The organism is Devosia sp. Root413D1 (assembly GCF_001425235.1).
In the GTDB taxonomy this organism is placed as follows: Bacteria; Pseudomonadota; Alphaproteobacteria; order Rhizobiales; family Devosiaceae; genus Devosia_A.
Map to the genome: position 1 here is coordinate 682,470 of NZ_LMEA01000011.1, position 16,967 is coordinate 699,436.

A 16,967-nucleotide genomic window follows, 5' to 3' on the forward strand; every position below is an offset into this window, starting at 1 on the left:
TATGCACAAAGCCCGCCTCCCACCGGATGTCATCCCAGCGAAAGCTGGGACCCAACTATCAACGGGCGCGGGCGGCGAGATGGGTCCCTGCTTTCGCAGGGATGACACCGAGCGGGGTGACAGATCGTGCGCCGGAAGCCAGTGATCCGTCTCAGAGCCGCGGTGCCAGCTGCTCGATGTAGAACGAGACGATGTCGCCGGTCCGCTCAAGCGGGTTGAAGCCCTCGCCGGCGCCCGACAGCATGGTCGAGAGCGTACTCTCCGAATCGGCGCCCGGCTCCGCACTCACCACATCGGAAATCACCCCGCACTGGATGGTCCGCATCCGCCGCCCTTCGGCATTGGTGCGCGAGGCGGCGAACAGGTGGCTCGAATCGAGGTTGACGATGTCGCACCCCTCAACCCGAAACCCCTCGAGCATGGCGTCGTCCTCGCGATAGATGGCATCGCCGGTCGCCGCGCGCACTGCGGTGATGGCATCCGGCCACTGCTCGAGGATCAGCGCCTTGAGCCCGGCATCGGCGGCAACCACCGGATCGCTGGTGTAGTGCCGCGTCGTGCCGTCGGCCGCGAAGGCATCCTCGACCAGGTAGAAGTCGCCCATCCTGAGATTTTTGGTGCCGAGCCCGCCGGCAAGGCCATAGGCGAGGATCGCCTCGATCCCGTAATAGGCCAGCTCTTCGACTGTCGAGGCCGAGACCGGGCCGCCATAGACATGCGCCAGCGACAGGTAGCGCTGGCCGCCGTGGCGGAGGATGCGGACGCTGTCCGGGCTGACATGGATGAAATGCTGGTCGCTGACCCGCTCCGGGCTGTAGCCCTCGAGCCGCGACGGTGGCGGGCAATAGCCGATGAGCGCCACCCGGATGCCGCCGAACACATCGCGACCGAAGCGCTGTCCGACCAGGCTCTGCGGGGTCAGATGTGGCGCCTTCGTTTCAACCATGACGCTCTCCTTCCGACCAGCGGCGGGAAGGTGTCATCTCGGGGTTGAATGGTAAAGCGCGCTCTAGACGAGCACGACACTCGCGGCGGCGAAGGCCAGCACAGCGAGCGCCGTGGCGAAGAGGACGAGCAGCAGGATCTGGGTGCCGCTGTTCATGCCGGCCGGCCGGTGGCCGTGCTGGTGGTCGTGGTCCACTTTTCGCCTCAGCCGAGATCGGCGAGCTGGGTGGCCGGCGCGGTTTCAACCGGCAGCGCGGAGGCAGCGATGGTGAGCGTCGCCATCGACATCACGAACAGAGCAACGAGAGTGAGCTTCAGCATTTGTGCCCCCTGGGCGGTCGGACCCTTGGGCCCGGTGGTTCATCTTGAGGGCAATAATGCGGCGCGGCGGTTGAACGTTCCCGGAATCCGGCGTTTATCTGCCGTTCAGGAATGTCCGGTTCCGCCACATTTCGAAGACTTAATGCAGTTCTCCAACTTGTAACGCAGGGATCGCCCGACCCCTTCCTACATCGGGCTCGTACCGAAAGCGGAGACGACCCCATGCCCAGCCCGTTAACTCGCCGCGACGCCCTGCGCCTCGTCGCCGTCACCGCCGCCGGCGGCGCGCTGATGACTCAGAAGGCCTTTGCCCAGGAAGCGAGCGCCGAAACCACCGGCCTGATGCCCGGCGCCGATGTCTGCGTGCTCACCCCTGAAGTGACCGAGGGCCCCTATTATTTCGATCCCAAGCTCGAGCGCGCCGATATCACGGAGGGCACGCAAACTGGCGTCGCGACCACCGTGCGGCTGCAGATCGTCGATGGCAGCTGCAAGCCGATCGAGGGCGCGCGTGTCGATGTCTGGCACTGCAATGCCGAAGGGCTCTATTCGGGCTATGCCAACCAGACCGGCGGGCTCGACACCACGGGTCAGACGTTCCTGCGCGGCACCCAATTCGCCGGCGCCACCGGCATCGTCGAATTCCAGACCATCTATCCGGGCTGGTATGCCGGCCGCACCACCCACATCCACTTCAAGGTGTTCCTCGACGAGAAAACCGTCCTGACCGGCCAGCTGTTCTTCCCCGATGCGCTGAGCCAGTTCATCTACCAGAATGTCGAGCCCTACACCGCGCATGGCCACGACCGCGACGTGCTCAACGCCAACGACAACATCGCGAGCCAGGCCACCCGCGCTTCGTTCGCCTATGTGAAGGAACTCGAGGAGCGCTACCTCGTCGCCATGATCGTCGGCGTCGACCCCGCGGCCCAGTCCGCCACCGGCTTCAGCGGCGCTGCCGGTGGTGGCGAGCCCCCGAGCGGGCCACCACCGGACGGGGCGATGAGCGCCCCGTCGACGGAGACGAGTGTCAGCCTGGTGCCCGGGATCAAGGGCATCCGCTAAGCAAAAAGGGCGACCCACTGTGCCGCCCTTTTTTGATCGCTGTGGGTACTGGGAGGCACCACCTCTCCTCCTCATCCAGGTGTCATCCCAGCGAAAGCTGGGACCCAACTCACCGCCCGCGCCAGCCGATAGATGGGTCCCAGCTTTCGCTGGGATGACATCGGTGGTTGGGAAGCGATCGGAACACCGACCACCCCCTCGTCAGACGATCGTGGATAACACAGTGGCGGGCCCGCCCCCCTTTCTCCCCCGCCAAGGGGGAGATGCGAGGCGGCGCTATCCAGCCTTACCCAGCCGCGCTTTCCGTGCGGCGCTGCCGGCCGGCGTCCTTCTGCTTCTTGTTCCAGCGCTGCTTGAGCGCGGGCGTGCCCTGCCCTGTCGGCTTTTCCCACCAGCCGGGCGTGGTCGGAGCCGCGCCGCCGTTCTGCGAGATGTTGCTGCCCTTGGCCGCACCGCCACGCACTTGCTGTGCGTTGCCGCGCTGCGGCTGGCCGTTGCTCGCGGGAGCAGCATGGCTTTCGCCATGGCTACGCTTGCGGCCGTCGACGATTGCCGCTTTCTTCGCACCCGAGAAATGCCGGCCGGCATTGGCGTGCTTGCGCTGGCCATCCGGACGCGGGGCCTGCGGGCGCGGCGGCTGGCGCTGGGCGCGAACCTGCGCGGCGTCGATCACTTCGCCGCCATTGCCCTTGAGCTCGCCGGTCACCGGCAGGGTCTTGCGGATCAGCCGCTCGACATCGCGCAGCTTGCCGCGCTCGGTGCCATCGCACAGCGTAATCGCAAAGCCCGAAGCGCCGTTACGCGCCGTGCGGCCGATGCGGTGCACGTAGTTCTCCGGATCGTCCGGCAGCTCGAAGTTGATCACGTGCGTGATGTTCTGCACGTCGATGCCGCGCGCCGCGATATCGGTAGCGACGAGGATGCGCACCGAACCATTGGCAAAGCCCTTGAGCGCCGCCTGGCGGGCATTGTTCGATTTGTTGCCGTGGATCGCCGCCGCCTCATGGCCATCGATGGCGAGGTTCTTGGCCACGCGGTCGGCGCCATGCTTGGTGCGCGAGAAGATGATGACGCGGCTGAGGCTCTCGTCCTCGAGCAGCTTGTTGAGCACGCCGCGCTTTTCCTTCGAACCGGCGAGGATCACCCGCTGGTCGATGGTGCCGACGGTCTGCGCCGCCGGGTTCGCTTCGACGCGCACCGGATCGTTCAAGAGGCCCTTGGCGAGCTCGGCAATCTCGGGCGCCATGGTGGCCGAGAACATCGCGGTCTGGCGACGCGGGCCGATGGCCCGGGCGATCTCCTTGACGGCGTTGATGAAGCCCATATCGAGCATGCGGTCGGCTTCGTCGAGCACCAGCCACCGGGTCTCGGTGAGCTTGAGCTTGCGGTCGTCGACCAGGTCCTTGAGGCGACCCGGGGTGGCGATCACCACGTCGACGCCGCGGGCGATCTTCTGGATCTGCCCGGCGCGCGAGGCACCGCCGAGCACCAGGACGGTCGAGAGCTTGGCGCCCGCCAGCTTATGCAGCACTTCGTCGATCTGCACCGCCAGTTCGCGGGTCGGTGCAAGGATCAGCGCGCGGGTGGTCATCGGGTTGGCGCGGCCGCCGAGCTCGGCGAGGCCGGCAAGGATCGGCAGGCCGAACGCCGCGGTCTTGCCCGAGCCGGTCTGGGCGATGCCCATGATGTCACGGCGCTCGAGCTGCGGCGGAATGGCTTTCGCCTGGATCGGGGTCGGGGTGGTGAACCCGGCTGCCGTAAGCGCGCTGACGAGCTGCGCTGAAAGGCCGAGTTCGGAAAATGAAGTGGTCAATGGTCAAACTTTCATTGGCGCGCTCCGGGCCAATCGGTGCGCGTGGGTCGCCGGAGGCCATTACGGGCTCGGCGTGATCAATAGATGCAATGGCGACGGGATTGCCGCACGGTTGCGCTGTCTCCCGGTGTTCCCGCTACTCTTGCGGGGGACATTTCCGGGGCACTTCGCCGCTCACCGTTTTTGGCCAGTAAGAAGAGAAGTCCATCGCCGTCATCGCGCGTGTTTCCCGACAAACGGGACAGGTGCGCGGGGCGAATGCTGGCCATATGGGCGATATGTGCCGGATTAGCAAGGGATTTCGCCGAAATGAGCTGCAGGGGAGCTATGCGGCGAGGCTGACTGAAGCAGACGGCCCCCTCCCGGCCTCCCCCATGATGGGAGAGGTGAAGAGTCGTGTGCGTGGCGGGATCGTGCCTCAAACTGGATGCGGCACCTCCCCCTTGTGGGGGAGGATGGGAGGGGGCCGTCTCTATCAGTCAGCGCCAAATCCCCATCCCGGCCCCATATGACGTCACAACCGCACACAATGACGTCACATCCGCATTGACATGACGTCACTATGATGTCATCTGTTGCGCCATGGACCTGACACCACACATCGACGGCTTTCGAAGAGACCTGCTTGCTGCTGCCGACGTGGCGGCCCCAGAGGTGCGCGAGGCGACAGAGCGCCTGCTGTTCGCTTTGAGCCCCACTGTGCGGCTGGCGCTGATGGATGCCATCAGCCAGGCAGCCGCAGAGATTACCGCCAAGCTGCCGAGCGGCAGTGTCGAGGTCAGGCTCAACGGCCGCGAGCTGGATTTCGTCCTGCAGCTGCCGCTTGCCGATGACCCCGGCTTCAGCCCACCGCTCGATGAGGCCGATGACGATGGCAACCTCGCCCGCATCTCCCTGCGCATGCCGGAGACGATGAAGGCGAAGGCCGAGGAAATGGCCGCGCGCTCGGGACAATCGCTCAACAACTGGCTGGTCGGCACCGTGCGCGCGGCGACCCGCGGCGATGGTCCGCCGAGCGGCAACGCCGACCCAGCCGGAGAAACCTCCGGCAAGCGAGGCCGCCGCATGACCGGCTGGATCTAACCAAACTCCCCGATCCGCCTGTCCACAAAAGTCCACAACAGGAGAGACGAATGACCATGCATCGCTTCGAGACTCGTCTGCCGGTGCGGCTTGTCACCGAGATCGCCAAGGGGTCGGTCAAGCTCGTGGCCACCGAAACGATCGAGACCATCGTCGAGATTTTCGGCCACGCCGCCGACCAGGTTCGTGTCAGCCAGGATGGCGACCAGATCACCGTGATCGGTCCAAAACAGCACGACGGATTCTTCGGTGGCGATACCCGCCTCGACGTCGCTATTACCTTGCCAGCCGATAGTCAGGTCGCCGTCCGTACCGGCAGCGCCGATGTCACAGTCGTTGGCAGCGTCGGGCTCACGCATCTGAAGAGCGGCTCTGGCGACCTGGTTGTCGACACCGCCACCAAACCAATGGTGCTGGATACCGGCTCGGGCGACATCCGTGTCGAGAACGCTCGGGACGACGTGAAGGCAAGCAGCGGTTCCGGCGATGTGTCGGTGACGCAGTCGGGTGCGGTGGTTGAGGTTTCGACCGGCTCGGGCGATGTGCAACTGGGTACCACGCGTGGCGCGACCTCGGTAAAGACGGGGTCGGGAGATATCAGGGTGGGCGATGCCGGAACTGACGTTACGCTGCGGACAGGTTCGGGCGACCTCACGGTAGGCACGGCGCGCCGTGGCCGTGTAACGGTCGAGGGCGCCTCCGGCGACGCACATGTGGGAGTGCCTGCCGGTATTGCGGTCTGGACCGACATCTCGACCGTCACCGGCCATATCCGCTCGAGCCTGCATGGCGCCGGCCAACCCAAAGATGGCGCCGACTACCTGGAGATTCGCGCCAGGATCGTCACCGGCGATGTCGTCCTGACCGAGGTCTAGAGCGCTTCCCTGACGTTTCGGCGCGCATTGAACGCCGAAACGTTGCGGCCCTCGAACCGGCGCTCAAATCCCCCCATACCAATCATAGCCGTGGTCTTCCCAGTACCCGCCCTGCCCCAGGCCGAATTTGGCAAAGCTGTCGACCAGCTCGATGGTGTGGACATATTTGGGTTGCTTGTAGCCGAGCGCCCGCTCGATCCGGATGCGGACCGGCGCGCCATTGGCGACCGGCAGCGCGCCGCCGTTGAGGCCGAACGCCGCGATGGTCTGCGGGTGGAAGGCGTCGATCAGGTCGGAGCTGGTGTAATAGGCCTCGGGCGCCGAAAGCCCGCCGCCCATCTGGTCGTAGCAGTGGTAGACGACGAACTTCGCCGTCGGCTGCACCTTGGCCTCGTCCAGCAGCCGGCTCAGCGGCACGCCGGTCCATTTGGCGATGCAGCTCCAGCCCTCGACGCAGTCGTGCCGGGTGATCTGGGTGCGCGACGGCATGTTCTGCAACTCGGCGAGCGAATATTCCTTCGGCGTTTCCACCAGCCCGATGATCCTGAGCTTATAGGCAGCAAAGCCGCTCGCCTCGAGATCGCGATAGAGCTCGATATTGCGCGGATCGGTCGAGCCGTTCGGGCGCTGCCCCTGGCGGATCTCGCTCTCGGAGAATTCCTTGGCTAGCGCCTGCTCGCCGACCAGCGCCCGCTGCGCGCTGTAGGTCAGCTCATTGGCCCGCTCGAGGAAGTTGCGCACCGGGTCGTTGCGCGCCCCGAGGAAATCGAACTGGTCGCAGCCGGCCAGCACCAGCGAGCCGGCGGAGGCCGCGCCGAGCCCGAGCAGCCGGCGGCGGTTGAGGATCAATCGGCTCATTTCGACTTCTCCTTCTTGGGCGCGTCGGGCTCGGTGCCGGGGCTGGTGCGATAGTACCCCGTGATCATCGAGCGCAGCTCGTTGATCGGTCCCGCCAGCACCACCATGGCGATGTGCACCACGAAGAACAGCACCAGCAGCACCATGACGATGAAGTGGATGGTGCGCGCCGTCTGCCGCCCGCCGAACACTTCGACCAGCCATGGCCAGCCGGCATTCATCGTCGGCGACATGGCGAGCCCGGTGAGGATGATCAGCGGGAACAGGATGAAGAACACCCCGAAATAGGCGACTTTCTGCAGCGGCGAATAGGTTCGGCGATGGTGGAAGCGGAACCGGATATGCTCCCAGATGTCCCTTGGCAGCTCACGGAAATCGCGCGGCTTGAGGATCACGTCGCGCCACAGGTGCCCGTTGAAAAGGCTCGAGACCAGCCAGATGGCCAGCGCGCCGACGAGGATCCAGGCAAAGAAGAAATGCACCACCCGGCCGGTCGCGAGATCGCGGAACGACGGGATAGTGGCCCAGCCGGGGAAACCGACGAAGTTCGAGTTCCCCCTGAGCTCGCTCATCCCGAGGACTCCAGTGGTATCGAACTTCTGCCCGAACACCGTGGTGAAGCCGCGCGGCCCGGCGTCGGTATTCTCCGCGCCGATCCTCAGGATCTCATTGTTGAACTCGAAGCCCGACTGGGCGCCGATATAGAGCGCCGGATGGGCGTTCCAGATCTGCAGGCCAGAGAGCAACAGGAAGAACATGGCGATCGCCCACACCCAATGGGTGACGCGGGTCAGGATCGCCTGCCGATAGATCAGCGGCCCCTTCGGCTTCGCCTCTCGTTCGACCTCAACTCTGTCGATTGCCTGATCGGTCACTTATTCCCCCGAAGGTTCCCGGCGTCGCTCCCCGCCTGCCCTTAGGAACGGCAGTTCGGGGAGCGATTGCAGCTTATCACGGATAGTTTATTGCGCCGGAGCCATGGCGCCATCGGCCATGGGCGTGGCGGACACGGCGTCGCCGCTCATGGCATCGCCAGCCATCGGCGCCGTGTGGCAGGCCTTGCTCGCCTCGTCCTTCTTCATCGCATCGGCTTCCATGCCTGCCTTCTCGAGGCAGGCCTTCAGCATCGCTTCCGGAGTCATTGCCATGGGATCGGCAGCCATGGCGTCGCCGGACGCGGCAGCCATGGCGTCGCCTGCCATCGGTTCGGCAGCCATCGGCGTCGCCATGGCATCCTCGGCGGCGGCATGGCCCGCAAAACCCAGCGTCGCGGCGAGGGCAAGGGCGGAAAGAACGGCTTTCATCTAAAGTCTCCCGTTGGCCGCTCGTGCGGCGGTTACGGGAAGGAGTTCGCGGCCCAAACGCGCACGGTTACCGCCGTCACGCGTTCGTGACAGCGCGACAGAGTGCGCGGCCGGGTGTAACCTTTCCGGCACCTCGGCCGAATTCAGGATTCAATGAGCGTCACCTCGGACATGGAAGCGCGGCTTCGCGCGCTGATGCTGAAGGCGCTCGACGGCGATGCGAGCGCCTATCGCATGCTGCTCGAGGAATTGCGCCGCACCCTGCGGCCGTATTTCGCGCGCCGCCTAACCCCCGCGCTCGCCGCCAACAGCGACGACCTGGTGCAGGAAACCCTGATGGCCATCCACACGCGACGGCTGACCTATGACCGCAACCAGCCGCTGACCGCCTGGGTGCACGCCATCGCGCGCTACAAGCTGATCGACCATTTCCGCCGCAGCAAGGTCCGCGCCACCGTGCCGCTGGAAGACGATGCGGCTTTGTTCGCCCGCGACGAAACCGGCGACGCCAGCGCCCGCATGGATGTCGATACGGTGCTCTCGAGCCTGCCCGCCCGCCGCGCCGACCTGATCCGCCAGGTGCGGCTGGAGGGTGCCTCGATCGCCGAAGCCGCGGCGCGCAGCGGCATGTCGGAATCGGCAGTGAAGGTCTCGATCCACCGCGGGCTCAAATCGCTCGCCGACCGCTTTGGAGGGCGCTCCGATGAGTGACGAGCTGCTCGACCGGCTGACCGCCGACCTGAAGCCGACCCCTCGTCGCGCCCTGCAGGTCCGCCTGTTCGGCTGGGCCGGCCTCGGCATCGTGCTGTCGGCGATCATCATGCTCGCCTGGCTGGGCCCCAGGTCCGACATGATGGAAGCGCCCGGCAGCATGATGTTCTGGACCAAGTTCGCCTATACGGCGGGCTTTGCCATTATCGGCGGCATCGCCGCGCTCAACCTGGCGCGACCGGGCGGCACACTGCGCCGGCAGGTGATCGGCCTCGCCATTCTCGTGCTGCTGGTCGGCGCCGGCGGCCTGTTGCAACTGGTGCTGATGGGCCCCGACCAGATGGGCCGCCTGGTGATGGGCAACACCGCTTTGCGCTGCCCGTTCTACATCGTCGCGCTCGCGGCCCCGATCTATGCCGCGGTCATCCTCGCCATGCGCCGCGCCGCGCCGACCAACCCGACCCTCGCCGGCTTCGCCGCCGGGCTGTTCGCCGGCGGCGCCGGCGTCTGGGTCTACGCCTTCCACTGCACCGAAAGCGGCATGCCCTTCATCGCCATCTGGTACACCGCAGGTGTGCTCGCCACGGCGATCATCGGGGCATTGATCGGCCGCTTTGCGCTGCGGTGGTAGGGACTACCGTTCGCCGGCCTCTATGTAATCCTCCCCCGCCACGCGGGGGAGGATCACTGAGAGTGCGGTGCTATCCCCTAAGCCTCAGCCCGCGCCGCCCAGTTGATACCCCGGCGAAGAATCGTCGCCATCTGCGGGTTCTCGAACTCCTTGGCCTGGTGGCCGAGCGTCGAGTGGAACACCTTGCCGGCGCCGTAGAGCCGCTTCCACACCACTGGCATTACCACGCCCTTGGTCCAGGCCGCGTGCTGGCCGGAAAAGGTCGTGGTCGCCAGCACTTCGACCGAGGGGTCCATGTGCATGTAATACTGCTCGGAGGTGTAGGGGAACGAGGCGGGGATCCCCTGCATGATCGGGTCTTCGGGCTTCGTTACATCCACCGTGTAGTCGATGATGTTGCCCGGGTGCGCCACCCACTGCCCGCCGACCACGAACTGGTAATCGACCGCGTCGCGAAACGCATCGCTCATCCCGCCATGGTGGCCGGCAAGGCCAACGCCGCCTTCGATGGCCTTGACCAGATTCGCCAGCGGTTCCTTCTCGATCTTGCTCATCGTGTAGATCGGAATGATCAGGCTGAGCTCGTGGATTGCCGGATCGGCGAACACCTGGAGGTCGGTTTCGACCCGCACCGAATAGCCGTCTTCATGCAGCCAGCGCCGGTAGATTGCCGCGCATTCCTCGGGGTCGTGCCCGTTCCACCCACCCCAGACGATCAAGGCACTGCGCATAGTCGACTCCTAAAAAAACGTGATCGGGAAAAGCTGCTGACTTCTCCGGTCCGATCACGCGGTAACCGGCGATCGAAAGCGGGCGGAGAGTAACCGAACCGGCCGCTCATGGAAGCCCAAAAGCGTCGCTCCACGCCCTTCCGCTCCCGTCCGTTCTATAGTTAACTTGCGCTTCCACTGGGGTTGCGGATGACGGCCAGCGGCATGCCCGATGCTTGTTACACCGACGTTGCAATGCAGTGCGAGAAGAGTCCGGACCAACCGGATTCCACGCAAAGGAACAGGGATATGAAGAAGCTGTTGTTCGGCGCCGCGGCGCTGGCGCTATCGGCCGGATTCACCGGCGCGGCGCAGGCCGAGTTCTCGCTCAAAATCCTCCACATCAATGATTTCCACTCGCGCTTCGAATCCATCACCGGCACCGACTCGACCTGTAACGCTGAGGGCGAAACCAAGGGCGAGTGCTTCGGCGGCATTGCGCGCCTGAAGACCGCCATCGACGCTGAGCGCGCCAAGGCCACGGCGGCAGGCGAGAACAGCGTGCTGTTCTCGGCCGGCGACGAGTTCCAGGGCTCGCTGTTCTACACCCAGTACAAGTCCGAGATCGTCGCCGACTTCATGAACGACATGGGCTTCGACGTGGTCGCCACCGGCAACCACGAGTTCGACGATGGCCCGGCCGAGTTCGCCAAGTTCATCGCTTCGGCCAAGTTCCCCATCATCGGCGGCAACTTCGACACCACCAAGGACGCCGACCTCAAGGGCCTGCCCAAGGGCGTGATCGTCCTCAATATCGGCGGTGAGAAGGTTGGCGTCATCGGCGCCACCACCGAAGATACCCCCGATATCGCCTCGCCCGGCCCGAACGTCGCGTTCGAGAGCGTCACCGAATATGTGAAGGGCGCCGTCGGCGCGCTGGAAGCGGCCGGGATCAACAAGATCATCGTCGTCAGCCATATCGGCTACAATGTCGATCAGGACCTGGCCAAGGACGTCTCCGGCATCGACGTGATCGTCGGCGGCCACACCCACACCTTCCTCGGCACCGGCGAAGGCGAAGCCGGCCCCTACCCCACCCTGGTGAAGAACCCCGACGGCGTCGACGTGCCGATCGTCCAGGCCGGCCAGTACGGCAAGGTGCTGGGCGACCTGAAGGTCACCTGGGACGATGCCGGCAAGGTCATCTCCGCCACTGGCGCGCCGATCCTGCTCGATGCTTCGGTGACCCCCGACCAGGGCTTCCTCGATCGCGTCGCCGAACTCGGCAAGCCGCTCGAGGCGCTGAAGGCCGAAGTCATCGGCAACGCCACCGAGCTTATCCAGGGCGACCGCAATGTCTGCCGCGTCATGGAATGCTCGATGGGCAACCTCGTCGCCGATGCCCAGCTCGACCGCGTCGCCGACCAGGGCGTCAGCATTTCGATCGCCAACTCGGGTGGCCTGCGAGCGTCGATCGATGCCGGCGAGATCACCATGGGTGAAGTGCTGACGGTGCTGCCGTTCTCCAACACCCTCGCCACCTTCCAGCTTACCGGCGCCGACCTCGTCGCCTCGCTGGAAAACGGCGTGAGCCAGATCGAGGAAGTCGCCGGCCGCTTCCCGCAGGTCGCCGGCCTCAAGTACACCTTCGACAAGTCCAAGCCCGCCGGCTCGCGCATCTCCGACGTGCTGGTCAAGGATGGTGATAACTGGGTGCCGATCGACCCGGCCAAGACTTATGGCCTCGTCACCAACAACTATGTGCGCGGCGGCGGCGACGGCTACGAGCTGTTCGGCACCAAGGCGGTGAATGCCTACGACTTCGGCCCGCCGCTCGAGAAGGTGGTCGCCGACTACATCGCCAAGTTGGGCGGCGACTACACCCCCTACACCGACGGCCGCATCACCGACGCTTCGCCCGCTGAGGCTCCGGCGGCTGAACCTGCGCCGGCCGAGGCTCCCGCGGCTGAAGCGCCGGCGGCTGCGCCCGCCACAACCGAGGCTCCGGCAGCGGCACCTGCCGAGACTCCGGCTATGGAAGCCCCAGCGATGGAGGCTCCCGCAATGGCGCCAGCTACGGAAACGCCGAAGCCGTAAGCACCAAAACGTGCAGTCGGCGCTCCCTCTCCCGCTTGCGGGGGAGGGATCCCGACTGCAGCATGCGGGCTAGGCGGGAAACGACCTACCGCTGGAACAACACCACCTTGTCGTCGCCATAAATTGTCCGCGCGAACTCCTTGAAACCCAGGCGCCCGGCGACCCGCATCGAGGCGAGGTTGTCGACATTGATCAGGCAGGTCATGCGGCGGCCAGGGAAGGTCGTCTCGGCCCAGCCGATCGCCGCCTGCATCGCCTCGGTGGCATAGCCCCAGCCCTGCGCCGAAGGCATCAGCGCCCAGCCGGCTTCGAGCGTCCCCTCGAGCGGTGGCTCGATGATGCGACGTGCTTCGTGAAAGCCCGCCTCGCCGACCAGGTGGCCGGATTCCTTCTCGAATGTCGCGAAAAAGCCGAAACCGAGATGCTGCCAGCCCCCCGCCCGGGTCAGGAAGCGCTGCCAGCTCTGCTCGCGGGAAAACACCCGGCCGCCGATGAAATGCACCACGTCGGGGTCGGCCCACATGGCGGCGAAGGCGTCGAAGTCGGCGGGCGTATAAGCGCGAAGGATCAGCCGCTCGGTTTCGATTGTTGGAATGTCCATGGCGTCAGCGCGGGTTGGCCAGCTGCCGCCAGATCAGCAGCACGATGATCGAGCCGACAATGGCGCCGAAAAAACCGGCCGGCTCGCCCGACTGGTACCAGCCAATCGCGTGCCCCAGCCAGGTCGCCAGCAACGCCCCGACAATGCCCAGCACCGTGGTCAGGATGAAGCCGCGCGGCTTGGGATCCCCCGGGGTGATCAGCTTGGCGATGACCCCGGTAATGAACCCAATGATGATGGCGCCCAAAATGCCCATAAGCCCCTCCGATTCCTCGCGAACATAAATGGACCCGAGGCGGTTGGGTTGCAATGGGCGGGGGGCGGACACGATAGGCCGGTGGCTGTGGACCCCCACCCCTGTCCCCTCCCCCTACACTCGGTCGTCATCCCGGCGAACGCCGGGACCCAGTGCGCCGACACTTCCGCTCGCACCGGACACCCCGAACCATCTCAGATGGACCGGCGACGATCCGCGCCCAGACCGGCCCTCAGAGCAGTGGGTCCCGGCGTTCGCCGGGATGACGGCCGGTGGGTGAGAGGGGCGGAGAGACCCACCGGCCTACGGTCCCCACTCCCGCCAGGCCTCGTCCCGCTGCTCGCCGAAGAACCGCAGCACCTCCAGCAGCATGCCGATCGGCCGCTCGCCCCAGGAGTAATCCGGCACCGGCCTGCCCCGCAGCTGATGCAGCGCAATCTGCAGGTGCCGCCAGACGATGCGCGGCCGCAGCCCGTCGTCGATCAGCCCGGTTTCTCCGTAGCCCTCGAGCATTGCCGGCACCGCCCGCAGCGGCACGCCGGCAAAGTCACGCGCTACGTCGCCCCACTCGCAAGCGCCCCAATCGAGCACCGCCACATAGTCGAGGCTGTCGGCGCCAACCATCACGTTGCTCGCCTGGCTGTCGCCATGCAGGAAGCGCGCCTCGCCCGGCGCCTCCGCATAGGGCGCCAGCCGATCCAGCCAGCGCGTCAGCCAGTCCGCCTCCGCCACCCCGAAATAGCCGGCCCGCGCAATCTCGGCGGGCAGCGGGCGCGGGTCGGTCTTGTCGTCCCAGCTCAGCAGTTCCGTCGCTGCTGAGGGCTCCACCCCGGCATGAAGGCGCGCCAGGTCGCGCCCCAGCTCGCGCCAGGTGGCAGCAACCAGCGCCGGGTCGGCCACGCTACGCTCCAGCACCCGGCCTTCGACCCGCTCATAGATGCCGTAGGCCACCGGCAGGATCGTCCGCGTCGCATCGGACACCAGCAGAGCCGGCGTCCGCACCCCGGCCGCTCGCGCCAGCGGCACCGCGATCGCCTCGTTCAACGCCGTGCCTTCGAACCGCTGATGCTGGCGCGGCACGCGCAGCACATGCCGGTCGCCCAGCGCATAGATGGCGTTGAAAATTCCGACCTGCGCCATCGGCGCCACCGAGCCGGCGGCAATGCCGTGCTGCGCCGCAATGGCGTGCAGCATCTCGTCGGAGACAACAGGAAACTCCGGCAGCGCCACGCTCTCTCCCCCGCGATTAGCCGCCTGACGTTACACGCCGCCCCACAAAAGCAAAGGGAGCCACGCCCCGCGGCGCAGCTCCCTGCTCAGAGACCGTGAGGACGGGGCGGTGCGGAAAAGAGGACCCCCACCCCTGTCCCCTCCCCCCGCAAGGGGGGAGGAGACGCCCAAACCGGCGTCAGTGTTTTGGTCTCCCTCCCCTCGGGGCGACCTCTTGTCGTCCCCCTTGCGGGGAGGGGACAGGGGTGGGGGTCCTTTCCGGCACCGACCTGTCGAATGATATGCCGCGCAAACCTCAGTGCGTCGGCAATTCCTTGCGCTGCTGCTCGGAGACCGTCGCGAGATCCAGCACCCGCTGCAGCTCGGCGGCGTGGCGGAAGCTTGGCTCCTGCATCGTGCCGGTCTTCACTGCCTCGGCGAAGCGCTGGTAGTTGGTCGGCACCGGCGGTACCTCCATTTCTTCCCAGGTGCCGCTCTCGACATTGTCGCCGAGGCAGACGCGCAGGCGCGAGCCGTCGTGGCGGTGCTGCACTTCGACGCCGCCCTTTTCGCCATAGACGCGCAGGCGCAGCTCGTTCATGTGGCCGGTGGCCCAGCGGCTGGCATGGATCACGCCCAGCGCGCCATTGTCGAAATCCACCGCCATGGTGAAGCTGTCATTGGCGTCGAGTTCGTACTCGCCGATCTTGTTGCCCTCGGCCTTGTCGAAGGTCTTCAAACGCGCGAACACGTGCTCGATCTCGAGGCCCGAGCCATACGAGGCGAAATCGAGGATGTGGACGCCGATATCGCCGAGCACGCCGTTGCTGCCGTGCTTCCGCGACAGCCGCCACAGCCACTGGCTTTCGGTGCGCCAGTCGCCCCAGGCCTTCGACACCAGCCAGCTCTGCAGGTAGCTCGACTCGACATGCTTGACCGCGCCGATGGCGCCCGACAGCACGATCTCGCGGGCCTTCTGCAGCTGCGCCACGTTCCGGTAGGTCAGGTTGACCATGTTGATCAGCCCGGATGCCTCAGCCACGTCGACCATCTCGAACGCCTTGGTGGCGTCGGTCGCCAGCGGCTTTTCGCAGAACACGTGCTTGCCGGCCTTCAGCGCCGCGATCGAGGTGGCGTGGTGGATCGAATCCGGCGTGACATTGGCCACCGCGTCGAACTCGCCCCAGGCGATCGCCGCATCGAGCGAGGCAAAGCCGTTCGGGATGTTGTGCGTCAAGTTGAACTTCTCGAGCCGGTTCGGATCGACGTCGACGCCGCCGACCAGGGTCACCCCCTCGATAGCGGCAAAGTGCTTGGCGTGCTGAGCGGCCATGCCGCCGGTGCCGAGGATGAGCATGCGCATAGTGGTATTCCTTCGAGATGGGGCGATTTCGCCCGTATGCGTTACGGTCGGGTCAGACCCGATGTTCCTTGCGGTCGAGATCGGCGACGAGCGCCAGATCGAGGATCTTCTGCAGCCCGGCGGCGTGGCGGAAATCCGGATCGGCCTGCACCCCCGTCCGCACCGCCTCGACAAAGCGCTGGTAGTTGGTCTTCACCGGTTCGGCCTTCACCTCGCGCCAGGTCGAAGTGGCAACGTCTTCGCCGGCACAGACCCGGAGCAGCGAGCCCCAGTGGCCGTGGCTCAGCTCGAGCCCGCCTTTGTTGCCATAGACGCGCAGCCGCTGGTCGTTCGAGTGGCCCGAGGCCCAGCGCGACGAATGGATGGTGCCGATGGCGCCGTTGGCGAACTCGGCCGAAATGATGAAGCTGTCATTGGCGTCGAGCACATACTCCCCGATGCGGTCGCCGGGCACCTTCTGGAAGGTCTGCAGCCGGCTGTTCATCGCGACGATCGGCTGGCCGATGGCGAAGGTGGTGAAATCGAGGATGTGGATGCCGATATCGCCGACCGTGCCGTTCGAGCCGTGGCCCTTCGACAATCGCCACAGCCAGGTGCCGGCGAGGTTCGCCGCGTCGTTGAAATCGCGCAAAGCCAGCCAGTGCTGCAGGTAGCTCGCCTCGATATGCTTGACCTCGCCGATCATGCCCGAGGCGATGATCTCGCGCGCCTTATGCAGCTCGGCGACGTTGCGGTAGGTGAGGTTCACCATGTTGATCAGGCCGGATGTTTCCGCCGCCTCGACCATTTCCATGGCCAGCCCATAGTTCGGCGCCAGCGGTTTCTCGCAGAACACGTGCTTGCCGGCAGCCAGCACTTTCAACGTTGTCGGGTGGTGGATCGAATCCGGGGTGATGTTGTCGACGGCGTCGAAATCGCCCCAGGCCAGCGCATCGTCGAGGGAGGCAAACCGGTTGGCGATGCCGTAGGTGTCGCAGAAGGTCGCGAGGTTTTCCGCAATGGTGTCGACGGCACCGACCATCTCTACGCCTTCGATGGTCTGGAAGGCTTTGGCGTGGCTGTTGGCCATCCGGCCGGTACCGAGAATAAGAAGGCGCATCGCTCTATGGGGGTTGGAGGTCGAGA

At 65.8% G+C, this 16,967-nt stretch carries 18 protein-coding genes; 6 read left to right on the plus strand and 12 right to left on the minus strand.

Features of this window, described 5'->3' with window-relative positions; translation table 11 throughout:
• Positions 1-151: 151 nt before the first annotated feature.
• Together ASC89_RS20715 and ASC89_RS29145 are read right to left on the minus strand one after the other, a co-directional pair.
• The gene (locus ASC89_RS20715; RefSeq protein ID WP_056001314.1) at positions 152-946 is read right to left on the minus strand and encodes a hypothetical protein; all 795 of its coding nucleotides are present in this window, start codon (positions 944-946) and stop codon (positions 152-154) included.
• Positions 947-1,009: 63 nt separating this feature from the next.
• Positions 1,010-1,141, minus strand: coding sequence for a hypothetical protein (locus ASC89_RS29145; protein WP_274532718.1), 132 nt, complete (start codon positions 1,139-1,141; stop codon positions 1,010-1,012).
• Positions 1,142-1,488: 347 nt separating this feature from the next.
• Between ASC89_RS29145 and ASC89_RS20720 the strand changes: the two genes are divergently transcribed.
• A complete protein-coding gene (locus tag ASC89_RS20720) occupies positions 1,489-2,331 on the plus strand; it encodes an intradiol ring-cleavage dioxygenase (protein ID WP_082533498.1) in 843 nt (280 codons plus the stop codon).
• A 286-nt stretch (positions 2,332-2,617) separates the two neighbouring features.
• Here the strand turns inward: ASC89_RS20720 and ASC89_RS20725 are convergent, their stop codons facing one another.
• Positions 2,618-4,144: a DEAD/DEAH box helicase gene (locus ASC89_RS20725; RefSeq protein ID WP_082533499.1), complete on the minus strand. Its 1,527-nt coding sequence runs from the start codon at positions 4,142-4,144 to the stop codon at positions 2,618-2,620.
• 582 nt (positions 4,145-4,726) lie between these two features.
• Here ASC89_RS20725 and ASC89_RS20730 point away from each other — a divergent pair.
• Both ASC89_RS20730 and ASC89_RS20735 read left to right on the plus strand, forming a co-directional pair.
• Positions 4,727-5,227 (plus strand): hypothetical protein, encoded by a 501-nt coding sequence (locus ASC89_RS20730; protein ID WP_056001317.1) that lies wholly within the window; start codon positions 4,727-4,729, stop codon positions 5,225-5,227.
• A gap of 50 nt (positions 5,228-5,277) precedes the next feature.
• On the plus strand, positions 5,278-6,102 hold the full coding sequence (locus tag ASC89_RS20735) for a DUF4097 family beta strand repeat-containing protein (RefSeq protein ID WP_056001321.1): 825 nt from the start codon (positions 5,278-5,280) through the stop codon (positions 6,100-6,102).
• Positions 6,103-6,165: 63 nt separating this feature from the next.
• Here the strand turns inward: ASC89_RS20735 and ASC89_RS20740 are convergent, their stop codons facing one another.
• From ASC89_RS20740 to ASC89_RS20750, 3 genes are all read right to left on the minus strand, one after another.
• Positions 6,166-6,960, minus strand: a complete 795-nt coding sequence (locus tag ASC89_RS20740) for a molybdopterin-dependent oxidoreductase (RefSeq protein ID WP_056001325.1) — start codon at positions 6,958-6,960, stop codon at positions 6,166-6,168.
• On the minus strand, positions 6,957-7,835 hold the full coding sequence (locus ASC89_RS20745) for a cytochrome b/b6 domain-containing protein (protein WP_082528203.1): 879 nt from the start codon (positions 7,833-7,835) through the stop codon (positions 6,957-6,959). Before ASC89_RS20745 ends, ASC89_RS20740 begins: the two co-directional genes overlap by 4 nt.
• A gap of 87 nt (positions 7,836-7,922) precedes the next feature.
• Entirely contained in the window at positions 7,923-8,264 is a 342-nt protein-coding gene (locus tag ASC89_RS20750; protein WP_056001330.1) for a hypothetical protein, read from the minus strand.
• Positions 8,265-8,417: 153 nt separating this feature from the next.
• On the opposite strand from ASC89_RS20750, the gene ASC89_RS20755 reads away from it, so the two are divergent.
• Both ASC89_RS20755 and ASC89_RS20760 read left to right on the plus strand, forming a co-directional pair.
• Positions 8,418-8,975: a sigma-70 family RNA polymerase sigma factor gene (locus ASC89_RS20755; RefSeq protein ID WP_055880967.1), complete on the plus strand. Its 558-nt coding sequence runs from the start codon at positions 8,418-8,420 to the stop codon at positions 8,973-8,975.
• Complete coding sequence (locus ASC89_RS20760; RefSeq protein WP_056001336.1) at positions 8,968-9,606, plus strand: NrsF family protein; 639 nt, start codon at positions 8,968-8,970, stop codon at positions 9,604-9,606. Before ASC89_RS20755 ends, ASC89_RS20760 begins: the two co-directional genes overlap by 8 nt.
• Positions 9,607-9,683: 77 nt before the next feature.
• On the opposite strand, the gene ASC89_RS20765 is transcribed toward ASC89_RS20760, so the two are convergent.
• A complete protein-coding gene (locus ASC89_RS20765; protein WP_056001339.1) occupies positions 9,684-10,337 on the minus strand; it encodes a ThuA domain-containing protein in 654 nt (217 codons plus the stop codon).
• 288 nt (positions 10,338-10,625) lie between these two features.
• On the opposite strand from ASC89_RS20765, the gene ASC89_RS20770 reads away from it, so the two are divergent.
• A complete protein-coding gene (locus ASC89_RS20770; protein WP_082533500.1) occupies positions 10,626-12,413 on the plus strand; it encodes a bifunctional UDP-sugar hydrolase/5'-nucleotidase in 1,788 nt (595 codons plus the stop codon).
• Positions 12,414-12,498: 85 nt separating this feature from the next.
• On the opposite strand, the gene ASC89_RS20775 is transcribed toward ASC89_RS20770, so the two are convergent.
• The 5 genes from ASC89_RS20775 to ASC89_RS20795 form a co-directional block, all read right to left on the minus strand.
• Entirely contained in the window at positions 12,499-13,014 is a 516-nt protein-coding gene (locus tag ASC89_RS20775; protein ID WP_056001342.1) for a GNAT family N-acetyltransferase, read from the minus strand.
• A 4-nt stretch (positions 13,015-13,018) separates the two neighbouring features.
• The gene (locus ASC89_RS20780; protein WP_055880977.1) at positions 13,019-13,270 is read right to left on the minus strand and encodes a GlsB/YeaQ/YmgE family stress response membrane protein; all 252 of its coding nucleotides are present in this window, start codon (positions 13,268-13,270) and stop codon (positions 13,019-13,021) included.
• Positions 13,271-13,573: 303 nt separating this feature from the next.
• A complete protein-coding gene (locus ASC89_RS20785) occupies positions 13,574-14,500 on the minus strand; it encodes a phosphotransferase family protein (RefSeq protein ID WP_056001345.1) in 927 nt (308 codons plus the stop codon).
• A gap of 295 nt (positions 14,501-14,795) precedes the next feature.
• Complete coding sequence (locus ASC89_RS20790; protein ID WP_056001348.1) at positions 14,796-15,842, minus strand: Gfo/Idh/MocA family protein; 1,047 nt, start codon at positions 15,840-15,842, stop codon at positions 14,796-14,798.
• Between the two features lie 52 nt (positions 15,843-15,894).
• Complete coding sequence (locus tag ASC89_RS20795; RefSeq protein ID WP_056001351.1) at positions 15,895-16,941, minus strand: Gfo/Idh/MocA family protein; 1,047 nt, start codon at positions 16,939-16,941, stop codon at positions 15,895-15,897.
• Positions 16,942-16,967 lie beyond the last annotated feature (26 nt).